Below are 22,328 nucleotides of genomic sequence, written 5' to 3'. Positions count from 1 at the left end.
AATTATCCAGGTTTTTGACAATTAAATATATCATTCCGGGCAATATTTTTCTTATTGAAGAATATTTCTGATTAAAAAAAGCTTTTCTCGATTTGTATCTAAAATCATTTTTCATAGCTCTAGTTTTCGTTGGAATATCAATAAGAGAAGGATTTGGAAATAAGCAAAAAAAGGAGAAATAATCATCTGATCCTGGAAGGTTTTAGTGGGGAAATAAAACTATCAGAAAAACAAACTCATTTTGATTTTAATCAGTAAACACGAATAAAATTGTTTCACATGAAACATTATAAGCTGAATGTAGATTTCTAATTCAAATATGACTGCAAAATAAACATAGCGCTTTCGAGCAACTTCACCTCAATCATAATCACAAAGATTTTTTGCACATTTTCCTATATAAACATAAGAAATTTACCAGCCACACTTTAACAGATGAAGACTCTTTACCAGATCCATGTCATTTGAGATTTTCCTGATTACAGACAAGAGAGCCCACTAAGTTTTTTTATTTTCAAACTATAAGAAAAAATTGTTCCTTTACAAACACAAAAATTCTTCAACTCATATTTCTGATCCGGCTTACGCTTATAAAAAAATCCCTTACAAATTCTCTTTACGATTACACTCTTTCACTAAGTCGATTCTCTTTTCACCCTGCAGCCAAAAAAATCATTTTCGATTTTACTTAAACTCTGAACACTTTCTATGATTTACTTTACGACTACAAGATATTTTCTTTACCGATTTTGACTAGAGGAAGAAATCTTTTACAGCTAAAAAATCTACATGCCGCCAGAATTATCCAGGCTATAACTCTGCGAGTTGTTTATTTTAGATCAGAGTCAATTCAAATTACTTCCTACCAAACTTTTTCTTTTTTCTACCGCTTATTCAAAATCTGCTAATTTATTCTTCCATCTATCGAAAAACTTCAATTCTAAGCATCTTATACAAAATTGTTTCATGTGAAACATATTATTACAATTCGTTTATTCAAATATTCACGATGCTGGAGAAAAGAGTTTTTACCTGCTATTTTTCGCCAAAATGTTTCATGTGAAACAAAAAAAAAGCCGAAGAAGCTCTTTAGCTCCTTCGGCCGCCTGATGGTTATTAATCAGCCACTATGATATGAACGAAAAGGAGAATGACTGATTTTCACTACCTAATCCCCATTTACATTGTATATTACAAACGAACTTTTGTCAGCAAAAAAGTTTAAAATTTTTGCATTTTTTAGGAAATTATTATCGGCATGTTTCATGTGAAACATCAGCAAAATTCTAAATAAATGTCTACCTACCGATAGTGCAAAATTATTTTTCGTCTTCATACACTATCTATAGCGTAAATTCCAAACTCAAATTTCAAATTCACACTAAGGCATTTTATTTTTTCATAAAAAAAAAGCCGTGCATCATAAATTGACACACGGCTTCATTTAGTTTTGGAAGAAAAAGAGATTAAAAGAGGAAAAGAAACCTTTTGCAAAAAGGTGGCGTTTCCTCTTTTGTTTTATTCCTTTTCCTGGGCTACGCTGTCGAATCCAACAACATAGTCTGGCGAATCAATATTGATGACTCTTGTACCACTCGCTCCCCTACCCTGCTTTGAAACATCAGCAGCTTTAATTCGGAGAGTTTTTCCCTGGCCAGTCATACAGATAACTTCGGCATCCTCAGAAACAGCGATTGCTCCGATAATCTCGCCCTTGTTGTCCGTATTGCTGAAAATGCGCTGTCCGCCGGTTCCACGGCCATGCTGACCGAATTCCTCAAAGTCAACTCGCTTTCCGATACCTTTTTCGGTGATTACGAGAGCGTCTTTGCCTTCTTCGACACAGATTGCGGCTGCAAGTTCATCACCCTGTGAAAGTCGGATTCCAGTTACACCGGCACTTGCACGACCCATTGGCCTTACATCTTCCTCATTTATGCGGAGAGCCTGACCTCTACGGGTGACAAGCATAACTTCTTTATTTCCGCTAGTCAAAATAGAAGATACTAATTTATCGCCGTCCTTGAGCTTGATTGCGATTACGCCGCGTGTTTTTGCGTTTGAGAACTCTGTAGTCTGGCATTTTTTGACAACGCCGTTTGCAGTCGCCATGAAAATGTACTGATCCTCGCTGAATTCTTTCATGGTTACGATTGTCGTGATTTCCTCGTCCGCAGAAAGCTGCAGGAGAGACTTAACGCTTGAACCACGGCTTGAACGGCTAGACTCTGGAATCTCGTGGACTTTAATCCAGTAAGCCTTTCCTTCGTCTGTCATGAATGTGATGTATGATTTTGTTGTGGCGATGAAAATCTGGTTGATGTAATCGTCTTCGATGAGGTTGGCACTCAGGCTGCCCTTCCCTCCCCTACTCTGAGCTTTGTAGAGTGTGAGAGGAACTCGCTTGATGTAGCCCATCTTTGAAATCATCACGACGACTTCTTCTTCCTTAATCATGTCCTCTGTGTTGATTTCTTCGACTTCATCAGCAACGATGTCAGTTTTGCGGTCATCGCCGTATTTATCTGCAAGTTCGTTTGTCTCGTCCTTGATAATTCCGAGAATCTTTTCGTGGTGAGCAAGCAAATCTTCCAAGTGATCAATCAAGGCCTGAAGTTCTTTGATTTCTTTCTGCAAATCCTCAATCTGCAAGTGAGTGAGGCGTTTGAGCTGCATGTCGACGATTGCCTGTGCCTGCTCGTCATCGAAGTTGAATCTTTCTTCCAAACGAAGCTTAGCCTGCTCGGTCGTGTCGCTTCCACGTATAATCTTGATTACTTCATCGATGTTGTTGATTGCCGTAATCAAAGCCTGCAAGATGTGCATTCGGTGCTTTGCGACTTTCAAGTCATAAATCGTGCGGCGGGTAATAACTTCGTCACGGTGATTTACGAAATGCTGAATCAGCTGCTTGAGTGTAAGAATCTGAGGCTTAAGATAAGTCGGCTTCAAAGTGAGCATTCCAGGCTCGTCGTATCTTGGAGTTCCTTCCTTTTCTTGAGGAACAAGGGCAAGGTTGATTACGCCGAAATTTGCCTGCAATTCAGTCTTTGAGAAAAGCTGGTTCAAAATGATTTTTGTGACAGCATTCTTTTTAAGCTCGACTACAAGACGCATACCAACGCGGTCGGAAGTTTCGTCGTTCGCGTCGGCGATTCCCTCAATAATCTTATCGTCTTTGAGCTGGTTGATTTTCTTGATGATATTTGTCGTGTTCACGCCGTAAGGAACTTCTGTGAAGACGATTTTTTCATGACCACGCTTGTCAGTTTCGATAGTGAATTTTGAGCGGATTGTGATTTTACCTCGGCCTGTGCGGTAAGCCTTTTTGATTCCCTCTCGGCCATAAATCGTGCCGCCAGTCGGGAAATCCGGGCCTTTGATGTATTTCATCAGTTCATCGATAGAAATTTCCGGGTTATCGATGTAGGCAGAAATTGCAGTGGCTACTTCACGAAGGTTGTGGGTAGGCATGTTAGTTGCCATACCGACGGCGATACCAGTCGTACCGTTACAAAGAAGGAAAGGAAATTTTCCAGGAAGAACAGCCGGCTCTTTTGTGGTGTCGTCAAAGTTTGCCACCATATCGACAGTGTTCTTTGAAATGTCAGAAACCATCTCTTCGGTGATTTTTGACATTTTGGCCTCAGTGTATCGGTAAGCCGCAGCCGGGTCACCAGCAATCGTACCGAAGTTACCCTGAGGAGTTACAGTCGTATATCGCTGAGAAAAATCCTGACCCAAACGGACAAGGGCATCATAAACAGAAGCGTCACCATGAGGATGATAGTGGCCCAGAACTTCACCGACAATCGTAGCACATTTTTTAGTCTTTCCGCCCGAAGCCAGGTGAAGGGTGTCCATTGCGTACATGATTCGGCGGTGAACCGGTTTGAGACCGTCACGGACATCCGGCAAGGCACGCTGAACAATTACCGACATCGAATAGTCGATATAAGCCTGCTTGACTTCATCTTCAATAGGAATTTTTATTACTGTTCCACCTTCCGGTGTTTTTTCTTCTTCTAACATTTATATTTCCTTTTAAATATCCAAATTAGCGTAGCTTGAATTGCTTTCGATGAATTCACGCCGCGGCTCTACTTCCTCACCCATGCAGACGCTGAAAATCTTGTCAGCGGCTTCGGCATCCGGGATTGTAACTACGCGCATTTTTCGATGGGCAGGATCCATTGTAGTTTCCCAGAGCTGCTCACCGTCCATCTCACCAAGACCTTTATATCGCTGAACGTCAGCCTTTTCCCGCTGGTCGCCAAGTGCTGCAAGAGCATCATCACGCTCCTGATCAGAGTAGCAGTAAACAGGCTCTTTTTTGCCAAGCTGAACTTTGAAAAGCGGAGGCATTGCAAGATAAACATATCCGTGCTCAATCAGCTGCGGCATATAGCGGAAGAAGAATGTGAGCAGAAGTGTGCGGATGTGGCTTCCGTCGACATCGGCATCGGCCATGATGATGATTTTGTGATATCGGAGCTTTTCGATGTTGAAGTCTTTTCCGAATCCTGTTCCCAAAGTTTTGATAACCGGGTCAAGCTTATCATTGCCCATAACTTTTTCCGGGCTGACCTTTTCAACGTTGAGCATTTTTCCCCAGAGAGGAAGAATTGCCTGAGTCTTTGAGTCACGGCCTTTCTTTGCAGAACCGCCCGCAGAATCACCCTCGACTATGTATACTTCGCAGATTTCAGGATTGTCTTTAATTGAACAGTCAGAAAGTTTTTCCGGCTTCTGGAAACCAGCACCTACAGTCTTTTTACGGGTAGCTTCCTTTACCCTTCGAGCTGCAACTCGTGCCAGAGCCTCACCGATTGCCTTTTCAAGAACGCGGTCAAGAACAGTCGGATTCAATTCAAAGAAGATTGTAAGCTTTTCTTTTACGAGAGAATCAACGATTGTTCGGACTTCCGTGTTACCCAGCTTGTCCTTTGTCTGACCGACGAATTCCGGCTCAGGAACTTTCATTGAAAGAACGGCTGCCAATCCAGCTCGGACATCTTCACCGGTAAGCTTTTCTTTTTTGTCCTCACCAGGCTCAAATTTGCCGTCACGGTCAGGCATCTTCTTTTTCATCTTTTCGTTGCCGTCAAGAGCCTTGTTCAAAACCCAGAGCAAAGCAGTTCTGAATCCGTCAAGATGAGTACCACCATCGCGTGTGTTGATGTCGTTTACATAAGTATGAATATCTTCTGAATAAGAATCGTTGTACTGGAAAGCAAGCTCAGTGATTACATTATCCTTTTCTCCCGTGATGTAAATCGGTTCTTCCGGGTAATAGAACTTGCTTTTTTTGTTGGCGTTTATTTCCTTTACATAATGAACGATACCGCCCTCATATTTGAGAACATCTTCTTTTGGAGTTTCAAGACGCTCGTCACGGAAAGTAATCACGATTCCGCTGTTCAAGAAAGCAAGCTCTTTGAGTCGCTGCAAAAGAACATCAAAATCATAAGTCGTAGTCTCAGTGAAAATAGTTTTGTCGGCCTTCCATCGGATTGTAGTTCCGTGAGCCTGAGTGTCGCCGATGACTTCTACCTTTGTAACAGGAATTCCACGCTCGTACTTCTGACGATAGATGTGACCGTCACGGCAGACAGTAGCTTCAAGCCAGTCAGAAAGGGCATTTACGCAGGAAACACCTACACCATGCAGACCGCCCGAAACTTTATAAGCATTTTTATCGAATTTACCGCCCGCATGAAGACGGGTCAAAACAAGTTCCAGGGCAGAAATTTTCTCTGTAGGATGAATATCGACAGGAATTCCTCGACCGTTATCTTCGACGCGAACAATATCGTCCTTTTCAAGTGCAACCACGATATTATCACAATAGCCTGCCATAGCTTCATCGATACAGTTGTCTACAGTCTCATAAACAAGATGATGCAAGCCTTTCGGACCAGTTGAACCAATATACATACCAGGTCGTTTGCGAACAGCCTCAAGACCCTTTAAAACCTGAATACTCCCCGCCGAATAATTAGCAGCCATTTTTATTTCCTTGTACAATAAAGATTTATGATTTTAGATAAAAGACATGAAAAGACTTTTAGAGAAGAATATTATAGTAGAATTTTTAAAAAGAAACAAGGATAAGGGAAAATTAGGAATCAGGGATGAGCAATTAGAAATTGGGGGCTACCTGCCTACCGGCAGGTCGGGTTTAGGGTCTCCTACCGCGCCGAAATCACAGATTTCGTCGAGACTCGACTAAAAAGTCGTCTCACGACTTTTTTCGCCTACGGCGACCGTCTCACTACCTAGCCCAGAAAGTTAAAATTTCATTTTCTTTGTTGCAATTACTTTGTAATATAATCCGAAGCAATATGTAACAATCAAAAGTAAAATCAAAATAATCAAGCTAAATCCAATCGCATATTTATTTCCAGTCGCAAAAAGAACGCCGGCGATAAGACATGCGAAAATATATAATACACAACAAATTACTTTTAACAAAAGCGAATCTTCATCAGGCAAATATTTTCCGAAAATCTTTTTCCAAAATACATATAAAAAAATGCCTGCAACTAAACCAAGAATTGCACCAACAGCATATTGCATAACAAACTCCCTAAAAATACGGATTCATTTTTAATCTGAATCCGCATTATAAAAATCTTAGTTTTCTTTAGAAAAACAAATTACAGCCTTGTAGCGTGGAAAAATAAGACAGCATCGACCAATGATTGTCTCATACTGCTCGAATTTCCAGCCTTCAGCAGCCATTTTGTTGATTTTAGCCTCAATTGCTGCTCCACGAAGTGTACCGGTGCAAAGACCTGCATTTACTTCTTCTACTTTGTAAGTCATAACCTACTCCTTTTTGTAAATATATTTTTAATGCCAAAGGCACTAAATAGCTTTTTCAGCGTGTTCTTTCATTACTTTTGCGAGCAATTTTTCTTTTGCTCTTTCAACACGCAAATTTCTGCCATTGCATTTTTTACATAATGCATAATATTCTTTTGAAAATCCATTCGAAATTAATAAATCACGGATAATAAGCCTAAAACATGGTTCATGCATTTCACATTCGAAATATTCATCTTTATAACCACGAGTTTTTAAACGGTACAAACTAATTTTGTAATAACGATATTTATAATGAGTAGAAAAAAGAATTCTGAAAAACTGAGCTATAACAGGAAGTGCAGCCAATACAAAAATCAAAGATAGAAGATTTTTTGGAAACAGAAATGATTTATAAACAAAAAACGCAGCACTTAAAAGAATTATAATTCCTAAAAGGCATAAATATCCGAAAAGAAAATATTTGAATAACAAATTCTTTAAAAATCGAAGTCTCATTTTTTGTAATTTTTTTTTATTTCATTGAGTATTGTCATTTGAAATATAAGCGTAATTATCACTACTCAATTTAGAATTTGATTATATATCAATACAAAATTTTTACAAGTGAAAAAAAATCACATGACATACATTAGTCTAAGGACTTTTGGGAAAGAATTGATAGTGAACTTAAATTTGAACAGATTACGACGTTTTTCGCAGAATGATTTAAACGCAATTCTTACGGTGGTGAATGCTATTAACGAGAAATATGAGAAGTTTTATCCTACTCTTTGATATTTTTTTACATCAATTGGTTCGAGAACCGTTTTAAGAGATGCAGAAACAGAAGCGTTTTCAGTATTCAAATATTCTATCTTCACTTTGTATTTAGTTTTTAATCCTGTAATAAATTCATCTGCCCAAGATGGTGCAAGAACTTTGACATTCGCAAAATCAAGAGAAATAGTATCATTTTCTTTTAAATTTTCAAAAATATATGCAGAAGCTCCCAAAAAGGCTTCTCTTCCAGCAGGACGAGACATAAGCATTTCTCCAAAAGAAGACATATCAACTATCATTTCTTACTCCTTACATGAAATAATACAAAAACAACCATCATGATTATAATCAGATTTCTCAAAACTATATCCATTTTTATCAGCATTGCAAACAGCATTTCCAGACTGAAAAAATAGATTCCATTGATTTTCAACAACCGATTTTATAACAAATTTCAATCCGTTTCCTCTCATTTCTGGAGCACGCCCAGAAATAGGTTTTGTAAATGCTGTTTCAATGGCTTTTGAGTCATCATCAATTTCTTTTAAAACCCTTGAAAGAGTTGTTTTAAGTCCAACACCAAAATCACATAAAAAAATATAACCTGGATTTGAATCAAAATCACAGAAAACACCTTTAGGAACTTCTGTTCTGAATGAAAAATTGTGGTCAAATGTATTTGCTCCAATTTCACCTATAACGGCTCCTAAAAGCCAGTTTTGAGTTCGAGAAGTATAAGATACTAATCGTGCATCAAAAACATCTCTTGTCTTTGAAATTAGTTCTGAAAAATCACCTTTCTTAATCTGAGTTATTTTATTTATGAATTCATTTATTTCTTTTACAGATATCAAATTTTTCTTCCTTTTCTTTATTATATCACAATTTCTCATAAAATCTATAAAACAAAAACACTAAACAGTATATTATTCCCCTCCAAAATTTTAAGATTCAATATAGTGGAAAAAATCTGACTTTCATTCTAAAATGAGCCATATGTCAGAACAGCTTTACAAAGAAATTTTTGAAGAGGCAATGAATCTTCTTCGAGAAGAATACAAATCATCAGGCAATGAAAACGAATTCATTTTAAATTTCAATCTTTCTTATATTGAAGACACTATTTCTGAAATCAAGGTTGGTGTTGCCTCAAAATTTTTATGGGATCGAATGGTTCAGAAAGGCAACGTTTCTAAAATTCAGTCAAAAATCACGGAACTTTCAGGTCAGAATATAAATCTTTCGCCTATTTATAATTTTATTCCGCAGTCGCCCTCTAATCAGAGTCAGCCTTCTCAGAATCAAAATTCTCAGTCTATGCAGGAATCTGCTGAATCTCCAAAAATCGAAGAAAATCACCCTCAGGAATCATCTTCTTCAGCTTCAAAAACTCAGACAAAGATTTTTTTTGATACTAACCTTCCGGAATATTCTTCATCTCCAAAAGTCAAAAGTCAGCCGCAGATTGAGCCTCATTCCCAGCTGATTGAAGACTTCACTTTCGAAAACTTTATTCCAGGCGACAACAGTGATTATGCTTACAAGGCCTGTCTTGCAGCGGCAGAAAATCCCGGCAGCAAAAACTACAATCCGATTCTTCTTTACGGTCCTTCTGGTGTAGGTAAAACTCACCTCATGGTCGCTATCGGAAATTCAATTTACTATCGCAATCCAAAACTCAAAATCGCTTACATCACAACTGAATCAATGATGAACGAATTTACGGCCTCAATCCGTGAACGCACGACCGATAAATTCACCAAAAAATACCGTAAGCTCGATGTCCTTCTTCTCGATGATATTCAGTTCCTTGAAAAATCAGAAAAACTGCAGGACGAGCTCTTCTACACTTTCGATGAAATCTACAACAGAAAGGGTCAGATTGTCTTTACAAGTGACCGTCCCCTCAAAGACATCAATGGCATCGTAGAACGACTCAAGACAAGGTTCGGCCGCGGTCAGAATATTGACCTTAAGGTTCCTGATTACGAAACGCGTCTGGCAATCATCGATAAAAAACTTGAATTCCAGGGAAAATCCATTCCTCAGGATGTAAAGGAACTTATCGCACAGACTTTCCAGTCAAATGTCCGTGAACTTGAGGGTGCCCTCTCCCGCATGATTGGTTATGCCGAATTAATGCACAAGGATCTCACTCTCGAAATAGCAAAAGAGCAGCTCAGCGATTCAATAAATCCGGCCGGAAGCGGAATCATAAGCGTTGAAAACATCCAGAAAGCCGTAAGTGATTTCTATAATGTTTCGGTTGATGATTTGAAGAGTTCTTCCCGCAAAAAGACTGTCGCAGTCCCTCGTCACATCGCGATTTATCTTTGCCGTGAGCTTACGGAATATTCCCTGGATGAAATCGGCGAAGAATTTGGTGGCCGGGATCATTCAACTGTAATTTCTTCTATTAATAATATTGAAGATAGGCTTAAAACCGGCGACATTGCGATTTCAGACATCATTAAGGCACTGTCCAAGCAGATTGCAAAAAGCAATTAAATTTCCTGCCCCGAATGTAAATTTCGGGGTATTTTTTTGGCTTAAATTTGTGAATTCATTGCTAAATTCTTGTGGATTTCGTGTGGAAAACTTTTATTTATGTGGAAAAGTGGAAAACTTGTTGAGAAGTTTAAGATAGTTTTTAACTTTCTAATTTTCTGTTTTTCAATGAATTAAAATGCTTTTCAACAAATTCACATCCCTTATTATTATTACTACTAAATTCTTTAAAATTTAAATATAAATAACTTTTGGGGAAAGTTTTTCAAAAAAATAAGAATTCGCTTTAAAAATAAAGAAAAATTTTCTATAATAGAAAAACACTGAACAAGAAATTTGTTTACAGGAGTTAAAAATGAAGTTTACTTTTGACCGAAACGCGATGATTAATGAAATTTCTATCGCGCAGGAAATTATTTCTACTAAAAATGCTTTGTCAGTTCTATCAAACGTTCTTTTGATTGCTGAAGGCGGTACCCTCACAATTAAGGCAACTGACATCAAAGTAAATTTTCAGACAAAAATTCCTGTTGATATTGAAGAAGAAGGCTCAACAACTGTTCTTTGTGACAAATTTATGGGAATTCTTTCTGCTCTTCCAGAGGGTGAAATTGAGTTCCTTCTTAAAGACAATGACAACCTTGTATCAGCAGTAATCCGCCATACAACAAAAAAAATCAAATATCAGCTCAACTGCACTTCTCAGGATAAATTCCCAGAAATCGCTGTTGCAGAAAAGGTTTCATTCTTTGAAGTTCCGGCAAAAGAGCTTAAGTCTATGATTACTCAGACAAGCTTTGCCGTAAGTGACGACGAAACCCGCTACTTCATGAACGGCGTTTATTTTGAAAAAAAGGAAGACAGGCTTGTTCTGGTTGCTACAGACGGACGCCGCCTTGCCTATGCAGAAAAATCTGTCCTCGCTGGTGTAGCTGATTTCCCTGCTGCAATCGTTCATCCGAAGATTCTCAATGTTGTTGCAAAACATGCTTCTGATGAAGGTCAGATTTCAGTTGCAATCGTTGACAAAATGATTTTCTTCAACTTTGCAAACTATGAATTCTCTGCAACATTGATTGACGGTCAGTATCCTAACTATGCGCGAGTAATTCCTGAGACACAGGCTCACTCTTTCAAAGTTTTGAAAACAGAATTTGTTGACGCTCTCAAACGAATTGCAATCATGATTGATAAGACAGGAAGAATCATTTTTAACCTCACTCCTGGAGTTCTTACAATCACTTCAAAATCAACTGACTTGGGCGATGCAAAAGAAGAAATTCCATGTCAGTATGACGGTGAGTCAGTTTCAATTTCAATGAACTACAAGCACATCGACGCTCCTCTCAAAGTTATGAACAGCGAATACATCACATTTGAGTTCACAGAGGTAATGAGGGCTGTAACACTCCGACCGGAGCCAGCTGCAGATTACTTCCACATCCTCATGCCAATGTCTGCGGAGTAAATGCCGGTACTTTCAGTTTCTTATGTAAATTATCGCAATCTCGAAAATAAGACGATAGACCTTCTTTCAAAGGAGGTCTATTTTGTCGGAGAAAACGGTCAGGGAAAAAGCAATCTTCTTGAGTCGATTTATTTTTCTGCTTACGGAAATTCCTTTCGTACCCGCTCGGATGCAGAAATTGTTCGTGAGGGCGAAAAATCTTTCAGCGTGAAGACCTTGTACCGCGAGGAAAACGGCAATACGGCCAGTCTTTTTTTTACCTACGAAAATCAGAAAAAACGGATTGAAAAGAACGGCAAGACAATTAAGGACCGCAAGGAGCTTATCAACACGATGCCCTGCGTACTTTTCTGCCACGATGATCTGGATTATGCGACCGGCGAACCTGAAAAAAAGCGCTTTTTTATAGACCAGTGCCTTTCCATGTACGACGTCCTTTACATCGACTTGAACCGCCGTTACAAGAAAATCCTTAAAAGCCGCAATATTTCTCTCAAAGAAAAAAAATATGAAATGCTGGATATTTTTGACCAGCAGCTTGCACAGGACGGAATTGAGATTCAGAAAAAACGGAGTGCTACGATTTTCAAATTCAACCAGATTTTCGGAAAACTTTACGAGCAGATTACGGGAATTGACGGCGTTTCAATAAAATATGTTCCCAGCTGGCGGACTGAGGAAAATCAGCCGGTTACGATGGATTTTGCCCTTTCAGTTCTGGCCCAGAAGCGCGAGATGGACAAGGTGATTCAGACGACGATGAGCGGACCCCACCGTGACAGGATTGTCTTCGTGCGGGGAGGAAAGAACTTCGTTCCAAACGCTTCAACAGGTCAGCGCCGTCTTCTTGCGATTTTGCTTCGGATTGCCCAGGCCATTTATTACACTCAGGTTACCGAGAAAAATCCGATTCTCCTTATGGACGATGTTATGCTGGAACTTGATCCGGATAAGAGGCAGTCTGTCACTACCCTACTCCCGGCTTATGACCAGCTTTTCTGTACATTTTTGCCCGGTGAGCCTTATGAACGTTACAAAAAAAGCACGACAAAGATTTATGGAATTGACGGCGGCAAGTGGGAATTAAAGAACTGAAATTAGATTCTTTCTTGCTTTTATGATACACTCTTCGCATGAATTTAAATCGAGAGGCTCAGATACATTTTATTGTTGCCTTCATTGGCGGATTTTTAGGATTATTTCCGATTGTCAATGTGGCACATTTCTTGGGTTCAGCCCAGACAACCAATTTGATTGATATTGTTTTGGGCTTGCTCAGTGGAGAAGGACATTCGGTTCTTTTTCACGTATTTGGAGCTTTTTTGTATGGTCTTGCGATTTTTCTCGTGACTTTTCTTCCCAAACATACAAAAGCGAACGTAAAAATTCTTGCAATGATTGTTGATGTAACTGCTGCCTTTGCGATGTGGCTTTTTCCGGTTTCCAGGGATTTACCGCTTACGGTCTATCTCTATCCTACTTTTTTTGCGATGGCCTTTCAGTGGTGTGCTTTTAAAGGGGCCTACGGTTTTACAAGCTCCACTATCTTTTCATCGAATAATTTCAGGCAGTTGATTTCTTCACTGACGGAAATTTTTTTCAACGGAGACAGGTCTTATTCGCTTAAAGCAAAATTTTTCGGACTCACGCTTTTTTGCTTTCATTTTGGACTTACCCTGAGCTGGTTTTTCTGGCGATTTTTTGGTAACGCAGGATTTTTGTTCGTGATTCTGCCATGCGCTGCTGTTGTCTGGATTTTGTCACGGGACTAGAAATATTGATTTTTGATAGGAGCTTTTAATGTTTAATGAAGATAATTTAATTTCCGCCCAGGAAATGATAATGACTGCCTTTACGAACATCGAGCGTGCGGAAGTCGAAAAAAACAATAAGCTTCTCAAAACATGGCGGTTTACGCTGGAGTCTATTCGTTCCAATGCAAAGAACGGAGAAAATCTGGGCATAAATCTTTATTCACATTCCAGGGTAATTGATTTGAAGAACGGAATTCTTCTGATTGAAGCTGATCATCCTGCCTGGATTCAGACTTTCCGGATTTACCAGAAGTACATTCTGAACGGACTCAAGAGAGGCGTTCCCGATGTAAAAATATCATCGCTGGCTTTCCGTCTTCGTGGATCTAACGTCGAGCTTCATTCTCAGATGAAGGAAGAAAAAATCCGCAGCAATATCGAAGAAAGAATCCAAAAAGAAGAAAAGGTTATTCAGGAATTTGATGAAAAGAATAAAAATCTTGAAAATTCTCAGTCTCAGGACGGCGAGAATTCAAAAAATTCCACTCAAAATAAAGAAATTCCTCAAAATTTAAGGCAAATTCTTGACCGCTTAAAGGCTGATATATTGACCGACAGCAAGTAAATTTGTTAAACTATTTGCCACTACCAAATTTTTGCGAGGATAGAGGAAGTTCTTGCAAAATTGCTCAAATTTTTTATCAAAATTTAGGGTTACCCCCAACAGAATAAGGAGAATGTTCTATGAAACGAACATACCAGCCAAGTAAAGTTAAAAGAAACAGAAAATTCGGATTCCGCGCTCGCATGGCAACTCGCGGTGGTCGCATGGTTCTCGCTCGCCGAAGAGCAAAGGGCCGCAAGAAGCTCTCAGTTTGTGACGAGCACAAAAAATACTAATTCTTATTTCTAAGAGGCAGGTTTTATGAAATCAGCAGGTTTTACACGCGACGAGCATATAAAAAGACCTAATGATTTTAAAAACCTGTTCAAAAACGGGAAAAGGGCGAGTACAGCGGGAGCAAAACTTTTCTTTCTTCCAAACGGTATGAATTTCAACCGGATTGGCTTTCCCCTTCCCCGCGGTTTTGGCAATGCAGTTCAGCGCAATCGTGCCAAACGATTCAGTCGCGAAACCTATCGTAATTTTAAAGCACACCTGAACACCGGATATGATATACTTTTTCTGGTATATCCCCCTTCCGAGAAAGACTCGTTCAGCACGCGGTGTGTTCAATTTCGTACATTGTGTGAAAAAGCTGGTTTAGTCAAAGAATGAAGAACGCACTCGTATTCATTTTATGTCTACCGATTCGCTTTTACCGAAAGTTCATCTCTCCACTCAAAGCACCTTGCTGCAGGTTTTATCCTTCATGCTCGGCTTATGCTTTGGAAGCCTTGCAAAAGCATGGCCCGATCAAGGGAATGTATCTTTCGACAAAACGAATTTTAAAATGCACTCCTTTTCATCCAGGCGGTTACGATCCGGTTCCGTGAAAATCATTAACAGCGAAAATTACTGCCATTAATTGGCATCAGGATGTTTTATAATGGAAAAAAATACCGTATGGGCTATCGGCCTTTCGACTGTCGTTCTTGTCGGATTCTTTGCGGCACAGACTATTTTGTTCCCGCCAAAGCCTCAGGAGCAGCAGGCTCAGACCGAGCAGACAACTGAGGTCGTAGAGAATCAGGCAACCGGCGAGTCAGAAAAACAGGATTCTTCTATCGAAGAAAACCTTTCAATCGTTTCAGAACTTTCTGATTCAGAAAGCCTTTCTGAAGAAAAATTCACCATCACTACAAACAAAGTAGCAGTTACTTTCACAAACCGTGGCGGTGATATCGTAAGCTACGAGCTTATCGAAAAAGATGATCGCGGGGCACTTAAAAACCGTGATGCAGATACAGGAAAGGGCGTTGAGCTTATCGAAAACCTTTCTGACAGAAACCGGGCTTTCGGTCTTTCACTTGGTGGCGCTACCCGCCCAATCATCGATGACATTTTCAACGCAAAAAAACTTGACGACTATTCAATCGGCTTCTTCAAAAAATTTACTTCAAAAAATGCAGACGGCTCAGAGAGCGAATTCACCCTTGTAAAAAAATACACTTTCAAACCAAACGATTACACATTCAAGCTTGAAGTAACAATCGACGGCGACGAGAATTTCAAGGGACTTGATGTTGGCGGTGCTGCTTACACACTCCGAACAGCTCCACAGGTCGGCCCGAAATTCAATCCAAAAATGGACCGCTACGAGTACCGCGAGCTTGTTTCTTTCAACGGCGAAAAGGCAAAAAAGACACGTCTCGGCTCAAAACAGACAAAGAATTATGAGCGTGACTGGATGTGGACTGCAATGGCCGGAAAATACTTCGAGTTCATTGTTTACCCGGAAAACAAAACTTCAATGTCCAGCACAGTCGTTTACAACTCTGAAATCGAAGTTGGCGATGCAACTAACGCACAGGTCAAAATGACCCGAAAACCAACTGACAAAAAAGAAACAAACGACACATATTACATCTACGCTGGTCCACGCAATGAATCAGAACTTAAGAATTATGTTTCTGAGGACAAAAATGAATGGGGCTTGAGCGGAGTTCACTTCAACGAAAGCCTTCAGACTTCAGGCTTCCTTTACTGGCTCGAAGTCGTACTTAAATTCCTTTTGGAGAACATCAACAAAGTCGTTCACAACTGGGGCGTTTCAATCATTATTGTAACGATTATCCTTAAAATGGCTCTCTTCCCACTCACAAAGAAGAGCCTGGAAGGCACTCAGAAAATGCAGAAATTCCAGCCGAAAATGCAGGAACTTCAGGCAAAATACAAGGGCGACCCGCAGAAACTCCAGATGGAAACTGCAAAAATGTACAAGGAAATTGGCTACAACCCGATGAGCGGCTGTCTGCCAATGATTTTCCAGTTCGTAATCTTGTTCGCTATGTACAACCTCTTCAACAACTACTTTGAGTTCCGCGGAGCTTCATTTATCAGTGGTTGGATTGAGGATCTTTCTCAGGGCGATCGTGTAGGTCCTGTATTCGAACATGGCCTTCCAATCCTCGGCTGGAACCAGATTCGAATCTTGCCGGTAATTTATGTAATTTCTCAGCTTTTGTTCGGAAAAATCACTGGCAACGGCGGAACAGCTACAGGCTCAACCGGAGCTCAGATGAAGATGATGATGTACGGTATGCCGATTATGTTCTTCTTTCTCTTCTATAATGCACCTGCCGGATTGCTTCTTTACTGGACAGTTTCAAACATCTTCCAGCTTGGACAGCAGATTGTCATCAACAAAATGATGAAGAACAAAAAGGACGAGCCAAAATTGAAGCTCGTTCAGAATAAAAAACGAAAATAATCCACAAGGAGAAATATATGACTTACGAATTTGAGGGCAAAACCGAAAAAGACGCTATTGAAAAGGCAACTATCGAGCTTGGTCTTGAAAGCGATCAGTTCGACGTTGAAATCATCGAAACACAGAAAAAGACATTGTTCAAAGCCGGTTACGTTAAAATCCGTGTTCACACAGACGAGGCTACACCTGGCGTAAAATATGACGACGACAATGATTCACCGGTTGAGACTGCAAAACGCGTTATGGGAAATCCAATTCCACAGGACGAGTTCGAGCAGAAACTCACAACATTTGTTTCAGAAGTAATCGCAAAAATGGGTTATGAGGCAAGTGTTGAAATCATGTTCCGTGAAGAAAAGAAAATCGGGCTCAAGCTCAGCTCAGAAAGCTCTTCAATCCTCATCGGACGCAAGGGAAAGAACCTCGACGCTCTCCAGCTTCTTGCAAACGTTTATGCAGGTCACCTCGGTCGTGAAGATGTCCGCGTAATCCTCGACACAGAAAACTACCGTGTACGCCGTGAGGAAAATCTTGTTCACCTCGCTTACACAACAGCTGACAAAGTACGCACAAAGAGAACTTCAATTCTTCTTGAGCCGATGAATCCGTTCGAGCGACGATTGATTCACACAACGCTCAATGATTTCGCAGACATCGAGACAAAGAGCGAAGGCGAAGGCTTGTACAAACAGGTACGAGTTATTTACAAAGGCGCTTACTAAAAAATGCAGCACCGGCTAAAATGGCCGGTGTTTTTTGTAACTGAGGGATTTTCAAATCATTATATTTATATGAAGAAATTATTTTTATTTTTAGAGACTGCTCTTCTTGCATTTGGATTGAACGCGCAGAGCATCTCCCCTACCCTTCTTGAAAGAGTTAAGTCTGAGGGCGAGATCCAGAATGTTTTTCTAAACGAGGCCCCTGTTGAACTTTCTCTTCTCCCTAAAACGGAACTTTCTTCACTTGCAATCAATCACTGGGATAATGGCGAAAAACCCCGGCTCACTACTGAAAAGATTTTCTATCTCGACAAAAAAACTTTGGGCTTAGTAAATGAAGATCTTTCTTCCATTAATATTACGAAAGTTTCAAAGGTTATCCGTTCGATTTCCACGATGAAGGGCACGGAATATTATTCAAACCGCCACAAAAAGTGGGAAACCCTTTATCACGAGGCATATCTCGTAAAATCTCCGGACGAAAAGAAAAAAATTCCTGATGAAACGGAAGGAAGCGCTGAAGGTAAAATTCTTTACTGTATGCAGGATGACAATTCTTTCGGCGAGTGCTATTACAAGCTGGAATATCACGAGCGGGCAAATGAGGTCAGCGTTTGCTTTGATAATTTTGAGCCGTTTAAGTTCGGGCCGATTACAGCTGCCAAGGCTCATAACGTAAAGATTAATCTGGTCGTTGTTGACGAGGGAGATCATTTCCTTGTTTATCTGATGGTTCAGGCCTACTACCCTCGAATCGCAATGCTGGAAAACAAGATGATTGATTCTTTCAACGCTCGCGTGGATTCGATTTACAAGTGGTTCGTTGCTGAAATGGGCAAAAAATGATATATTTTAAAATCTCAAAGGTAGGAGAATAAAATGAAAAAAACAATATTTGCGGCAGTCTTCGGCTTGTTCGCAATAGCTTTTGGAGGATGTAAACCAATGGACAAAGAATTAAGCGCAATCAAAGGAAAAGACGGCCTTTTTGCAATCATGGAGACAAGCAAAGGTTCTATCGTACTTGAGCTTTTCTACAAAAAAACACCGCTCACAGTAACAAACTTTGTCGGTCTGGCAGAAGGCACTCTTGATGACGCAAATGGAAAGCATTTCTACGACGGACTCACATTCCATCGTGTTATCGCTGATTTCATGATTCAGGGTGGTGATCCTGAGGGTACAGGCCGTGGCGGTCCAGGCTACCGATTTGCTGATGAATGTCGTGATGACTTGAAGTTCGACAAACCTGGTTATCTTGCTATGGCAAATGCAGGTCCGGGAACTAACGGTAGTCAGTTCTTTATCACTCACGTTCCAACAGACTGGCTCAACGGAAAGCATACAATTTTCGGTCAGGTTGTAAATTCAGACAGTCAGGATATAGTAAATAAAGTTCAGCAGGGCGATAAGATTGTAAAATTAACTATCATTCGTCAGGGTGCAGACGCTGAAAAGTTCACAGCTACACAGGCTGATTTTAACAAGCTCAGCGAAGAAGTTAAAAAGGCTAACGAAGAAGCAAAAGCAAAGAAAATGGCTGCTTTCATCGAGGGCTGTGAAAAAGATCCAAAAGGAATTTACTACAAGATTCTTAAAGAAGGTTCTGGAAGCAAAGTCGGCAAAGGCAAGAACGTATTTGTTGAGTACAAGGGCTATTTGCAGGATGGACAGATTTTCGACGCTTCTGCAGGAATGATTAAGGGCGCTCACGAAGGTCTTTCTTTCAAGACTGACGGCGGCCAGATGATTCCTGGATTTGACATCATGGTTCAGGATATGAAAGTCGGTGAAACACGAAAAATCGTAATTCCGCCGGAGCTTGCTTATGGTTCACGCGGTGTTCCACAGGCTGGAATCCCAGGCGGTGCTTACATTGCATTCGACGTTCTCTTGAAGAGCGCAAAATAAGAATCTTAGGAACTGATATAATCCAAAAATCTTATAAGAAGGACATAGGGCTTGAACCTTTGTCCTTCTTTTAGTCCCAGGGTAATAAAATAATAATAGGCAATCCGCAGAAAAAGCGGCAGGACAAAGAGTGCATTAATCACTGGGAATTTACTTTCCATAACCCACATAATTACGATATAAATTTCCGACAAAATTAAAGCAGTTGACCAATAGGTATTTTCGATTTTCCGAGGAAAAAGCGGCTTAAAAACTGAAAAGGCAGCGGCTACATTCAAGGGGAAAAGATAGAGATATTCAAAATTGTTTTGGAGAATCGCCTGATCGGAAGACAAATTCATAAAAATAATAAAGAATCCTGAAAGTCCGCTTGAAAAAAGAAGAGTAAAATCAAAAATCTGCATGCTTTTGTAGATTGAAACTATATGCAGCTTTTCAAAATAATAGACTAACACTTGGTAGACTGTGACAATAAAGAAAATCGAAGAGACGATAATCAGAAAGATAATTAAGTTTTTCTGATTGTTGGAAAAGTGACTTTGGTTTTGCAGTTCAATTGATTCTTTTTCTGCCAGTAAAACAAAACTACCGTTAATTCGTTTATAATTCAGTTTGTGCTTTGTCAGGCCTGAAAATGAATATCGGTCTCTGCTGGAAGTTGAGCCTACCATTCGGTAGCAATCGTGCAGAATCTGTGAAATGTGACTCTCCGAGTTGTTTGTGAGGATATCAAAATCGTAGCTGTAATCAGGAAGGGCTTTTAGAATTATTCGGATAAAGTTATAGATGTAGGCGATTTCTTTGGGCGTGAGGTCCAGCGAAATTTCAGTGATTGAGGTATTTTTCTGCTGGCTCTGGGCAAGGAAGAATTTAAAAAAATCATAGCTTTTTATGAAGGCCTTTTTATCCTCAAAGAAGAATTTGAGCCCGAAGAAGGTGTCTTCAAAATCATCGAAATGGGCAAAGTCAATCAGAGTGTCGAACTGGTTTTCCTTGTCGTAAATACGCAGGCAGCTTTTTGAAAAAAGTGAGTGCGAAAGATCCTGGTAATCGACTGAAATGAGAGATATTTTTGCCTTTTCAGAGAGCTTTTCCGGAAATTCTTGTGAAAAAGAGGCGGCAAGAGAAATCAGAAAAAAAGTAATGACGAGAAAAAATTTTTTTATGTTTGCTTTGGTCTTTAATCTCAGAAAAAACATTTTTATTTGAAATTTATGATTATTCTATTTTATGCTAAAATTCGCTGTATTGCTAGAGAATTCGTAAAATGGTAGAATTTATAAATTGTAAAATGGAATTTAATTCTCCCTACCTCACTGAGCAGATTATTGCTTACATCGGAAACAAACGCAAACTTCTCCCCTTGATTTATAAGGCCATCGAAAATGCCGGAATTTTGCCCGATGAAAATGTAAAATTTTTTGACGTTTTTTCGGGAAGCGGTGTTGTCGCCCGTTTTGCCAAGTTTTTGGGAATGGAAGTTTTTGCAAATGACTGGGAATATTATTCCTACGTTTTAAATCAGGGATTTTTGAATTTCAATGAGTCAGAAATCGAGGAGATCTTCGGCAGCCGTCAGGAATTTGAGGCCCTTCTTGATAAAATCAATTCCCTACCTGCAGCGGACGAAGAAAATCAGTATATCGCAAAATATTATGCTCCCAAGGAATTTGATGTTGAGCAGGCTGATTACAAGACGGAAAGGCTTTTTTACACGCGGGAAAATGCCCTTGCAATCGATAAAATCCGTAACTTTATAGAAGAAAATTATTCTAAATCAGTTCAGAAGAAAAGTGGCTGCAGTGAAAAGATTTTCTATCTTCTTCTGGCAATCTTGCTTTATGAGGGTGCGACCCACACAAATACTTCCGGCGTTTTTAAGGCCTTTCACAAGGAATTTGGCGGACATGGAAAGGATGCCCTCAGCCGTATTATGAAGAAAATCGAGCTGCATTACCCTGTTCTGATTGATTCAAAGGCTCCTGTCCATGTTTTTCAGGAAAATGCCAACGAACTTGCTCGGAAGGTCAAGGGAATCGACATAGCCTATCTGGATCCGCCCTATAATCAGCATCAGTATGGAAGTAATTATCATTTATTGAATACAATCGCTAAATGGGACAAAATTCCTGCCCCCCTCGATTTGAATGCAAAGGGAATCTTAAAAAGAAAGGCTGCGATTCGTGAGGACTGGGTTAATACCCGCTCTGATTACTGCTACCGTGACAGTGCAGAAAAGTCTTTTGAAGACCTGATTATGAATCTTGATGCCCGCTTTATTTTCATTAGCTACAGCACTGACGGAATCATTCCTTTTGAAAAGATGAGGGAAATCTGTACAAGGCGCGGAAGACTTTCTCTGGTGACTAATGAGTACACGACCTACCGCGGCGGAAAGCAGAGCAACAAGAGGCAGAATAGCAACATCGAATTTATCCTGAGTATCGACACTAGCCGGAAAAGTGACGAAGAATCAGTCCGGGAAATTGATTTTATCCTCAAGCGCAAGAAGGCCCTGCTTCTTTTTAAGCAGAAATATTCGTATGAAAAGCTGATGAATCTTGCGGACAAGGTTTTCGAGGATGAAAAGAAATTTGTGATTGAAGGACTTGAAATTACGAGCAAGGACTTTTTTACTCTCGAAATTCCTGAAGACTTCGATAAGCTTGAATACGAAAATCTTGAGAGATTTTATGACAAACTATCGTTAGGTATTTGTCAGACAAAGGAAGAAGAACTTGAGGAAATACTGCTGCGCCTGGAATGGGATAATTCTGACAAACGTTCGTTAATTAAACAGATTCCTATTGCCCTGAATAAACTTGCAAACAGAAAAAATGAAGAATCATTTAAAATCTGGCTGGCAAAGATTGAGAGTCTTGCAGAGAGCAAGGCAGACTTGTACCAGCTGATTTCAGACAAAATCTTTAGAATTAAAGAAGTTGCCGAAATAAGAATGAACGTTAGTTAGTAGATTATGACTAACGAGCGGTAATTAGTT

The 22,328-nt window shown here is 39.9% G+C and carries 21 protein-coding genes; 13 read left to right on the top strand and 8 right to left on the bottom strand.

What is annotated here, in order from left to right; translation table 11 throughout:
* Nucleotides 1–1,518 precede the first annotated feature (1,518 nt).
* The 7 genes from gyrA to HNP76_RS02150 all read right to left on the bottom strand — a co-directional run bounded on the left by gyrA (nt 1,519) and on the right by HNP76_RS02150 (nt 8,444).
* On the bottom strand, nt 1,519–4,032 hold the full coding sequence (gene gyrA / locus HNP76_RS02180) for a DNA topoisomerase (ATP-hydrolyzing) subunit A (protein ID WP_184657004.1): 2,514 nt from the start codon (nt 4,030–4,032) through the stop codon (nt 1,519–1,521).
* Nucleotides 4,033–4,044: 12 nt separating this feature from the next.
* The gene (gene gyrB, locus HNP76_RS02175; protein ID WP_184657002.1) at nt 4,045–6,009 is read right to left on the bottom strand and encodes a DNA topoisomerase (ATP-hydrolyzing) subunit B; all 1,965 of its coding nucleotides are present in this window, start codon (nt 6,007–6,009) and stop codon (nt 4,045–4,047) included.
* 282 nt (nt 6,010–6,291) lie between these two features.
* Nucleotides 6,292–6,579: a hypothetical protein gene (locus tag HNP76_RS02170; protein WP_184657000.1), complete on the bottom strand. Its 288-nt coding sequence runs from the start codon at nt 6,577–6,579 to the stop codon at nt 6,292–6,294.
* Between the two features lie 57 nt (nt 6,580–6,636).
* The gene (locus HNP76_RS02165; protein WP_184656998.1) at nt 6,637–6,828 is read right to left on the bottom strand and encodes a DUF4177 domain-containing protein; all 192 of its coding nucleotides are present in this window, start codon (nt 6,826–6,828) and stop codon (nt 6,637–6,639) included.
* A gap of 42 nt (nt 6,829–6,870) precedes the next feature.
* Nucleotides 6,871–7,326, bottom strand: a complete 456-nt coding sequence (locus HNP76_RS02160) for a hypothetical protein (protein ID WP_184656996.1) — start codon at nt 7,324–7,326, stop codon at nt 6,871–6,873.
* Nucleotides 7,327–7,589: 263 nt separating this feature from the next.
* Nucleotides 7,590–7,889, bottom strand: a complete 300-nt coding sequence (locus HNP76_RS02155) for an STAS-like domain-containing protein (RefSeq protein ID WP_184656994.1) — start codon at nt 7,887–7,889, stop codon at nt 7,590–7,592.
* 3 nt (nt 7,890–7,892) lie between these two features.
* Nucleotides 7,893–8,444 carry a hypothetical protein gene (locus HNP76_RS02150; RefSeq protein WP_184656992.1) on the bottom strand — a complete coding sequence of 184 codons (552 nt, stop codon included), beginning with the start codon at nt 8,442–8,444 and terminating at the stop codon, nt 7,893–7,895.
* A 142-nt stretch (nt 8,445–8,586) separates the two neighbouring features.
* Between HNP76_RS02150 and dnaA the strand changes: the two genes are divergently transcribed.
* The 12 genes from dnaA to HNP76_RS14425 all read left to right on the top strand — a co-directional run bounded on the left by dnaA (nt 8,587) and on the right by HNP76_RS14425 (nt 19,327).
* Complete coding sequence (gene dnaA / locus HNP76_RS02145; protein WP_184656990.1) at nt 8,587–10,098, top strand: chromosomal replication initiator protein DnaA; 1,512 nt, start codon at nt 8,587–8,589, stop codon at nt 10,096–10,098.
* 355 nt (nt 10,099–10,453) lie between these two features.
* Nucleotides 10,454–11,566, top strand: coding sequence for a DNA polymerase III subunit beta (dnaN, locus tag HNP76_RS02140; protein ID WP_184656988.1), 1,113 nt, complete (start codon nt 10,454–10,456; stop codon nt 11,564–11,566).
* Nucleotides 11,567–12,661, top strand: coding sequence for a DNA replication/repair protein RecF (recF, locus tag HNP76_RS02135; RefSeq protein ID WP_184656986.1), 1,095 nt, complete (start codon nt 11,567–11,569; stop codon nt 12,659–12,661).
* A gap of 38 nt (nt 12,662–12,699) precedes the next feature.
* Entirely contained in the window at nt 12,700–13,338 is a 639-nt protein-coding gene (locus HNP76_RS02130; protein ID WP_184656984.1) for a YoaK family protein, read from the top strand.
* Between the two features lie 28 nt (nt 13,339–13,366).
* Nucleotides 13,367–13,945: a DciA family protein gene (locus HNP76_RS02125; protein WP_184656983.1), complete on the top strand. Its 579-nt coding sequence runs from the start codon at nt 13,367–13,369 to the stop codon at nt 13,943–13,945.
* Nucleotides 13,946–14,064: 119 nt separating this feature from the next.
* Nucleotides 14,065–14,220, top strand: a complete 156-nt coding sequence (gene rpmH / locus HNP76_RS02120; RefSeq protein WP_184656981.1) for a 50S ribosomal protein L34 — start codon at nt 14,065–14,067, stop codon at nt 14,218–14,220.
* Nucleotides 14,221–14,245: 25 nt separating this feature from the next.
* Nucleotides 14,246–14,599 carry a ribonuclease P protein component gene (rnpA, locus tag HNP76_RS02115; protein ID WP_184656979.1) on the top strand — a complete coding sequence of 118 codons (354 nt, stop codon included), beginning with the start codon at nt 14,246–14,248 and terminating at the stop codon, nt 14,597–14,599.
* Nucleotides 14,596–14,817 carry a membrane protein insertion efficiency factor YidD gene (yidD, locus tag HNP76_RS02110; RefSeq protein WP_184656977.1) on the top strand — a complete coding sequence of 74 codons (222 nt, stop codon included), beginning with the start codon at nt 14,596–14,598 and terminating at the stop codon, nt 14,815–14,817. Before rnpA ends, yidD begins: the two co-directional genes overlap by 4 nt.
* A 53-nt stretch (nt 14,818–14,870) precedes the next feature.
* Nucleotides 14,871–16,694, top strand: a complete 1,824-nt coding sequence (yidC, locus tag HNP76_RS02105) for a membrane protein insertase YidC (protein ID WP_184656975.1) — start codon at nt 14,871–14,873, stop codon at nt 16,692–16,694.
* Nucleotides 16,695–16,711: 17 nt separating this feature from the next.
* Nucleotides 16,712–17,416: an RNA-binding cell elongation regulator Jag/EloR gene (gene jag / locus HNP76_RS02100; RefSeq protein WP_184656973.1), complete on the top strand. Its 705-nt coding sequence runs from the start codon at nt 16,712–16,714 to the stop codon at nt 17,414–17,416.
* A gap of 69 nt (nt 17,417–17,485) precedes the next feature.
* Nucleotides 17,486–18,262 carry a DUF6675 family protein gene (locus HNP76_RS02095; RefSeq protein ID WP_184656971.1) on the top strand — a complete coding sequence of 259 codons (777 nt, stop codon included), beginning with the start codon at nt 17,486–17,488 and terminating at the stop codon, nt 18,260–18,262.
* 33 nt (nt 18,263–18,295) lie between these two features.
* The gene (locus HNP76_RS14425) at nt 18,296–19,327 is read left to right on the top strand and encodes a peptidylprolyl isomerase (RefSeq protein WP_184656969.1); all 1,032 of its coding nucleotides are present in this window, start codon (nt 18,296–18,298) and stop codon (nt 19,325–19,327) included.
* 5 nt (nt 19,328–19,332) lie between these two features.
* On the opposite strand, the gene HNP76_RS02085 is transcribed toward HNP76_RS14425, so the two are convergent.
* Nucleotides 19,333–20,526 carry a lipoprotein N-acyltransferase Lnb domain-containing protein gene (locus HNP76_RS02085; protein WP_184656967.1) on the bottom strand — a complete coding sequence of 398 codons (1,194 nt, stop codon included), beginning with the start codon at nt 20,524–20,526 and terminating at the stop codon, nt 19,333–19,335.
* A gap of 92 nt (nt 20,527–20,618) precedes the next feature.
* Here HNP76_RS02085 and HNP76_RS02080 point away from each other — a divergent pair, with 92 nt between their 5' ends.
* Complete coding sequence (locus tag HNP76_RS02080; RefSeq protein WP_184656965.1) at nt 20,619–22,298, top strand: DNA adenine methylase; 1,680 nt, start codon at nt 20,619–20,621, stop codon at nt 22,296–22,298.
* Nucleotides 22,299–22,328: the final 30 nt, after the last annotated feature.

Source organism: Treponema ruminis, from assembly GCF_014201975.1.
Classification (GTDB): domain Bacteria; phylum Spirochaetota; class Spirochaetia; order Treponematales; family Treponemataceae; genus Treponema_D; species Treponema_D ruminis.
This window is presented reverse-complemented; position numbering and strand designations above follow the sequence as displayed.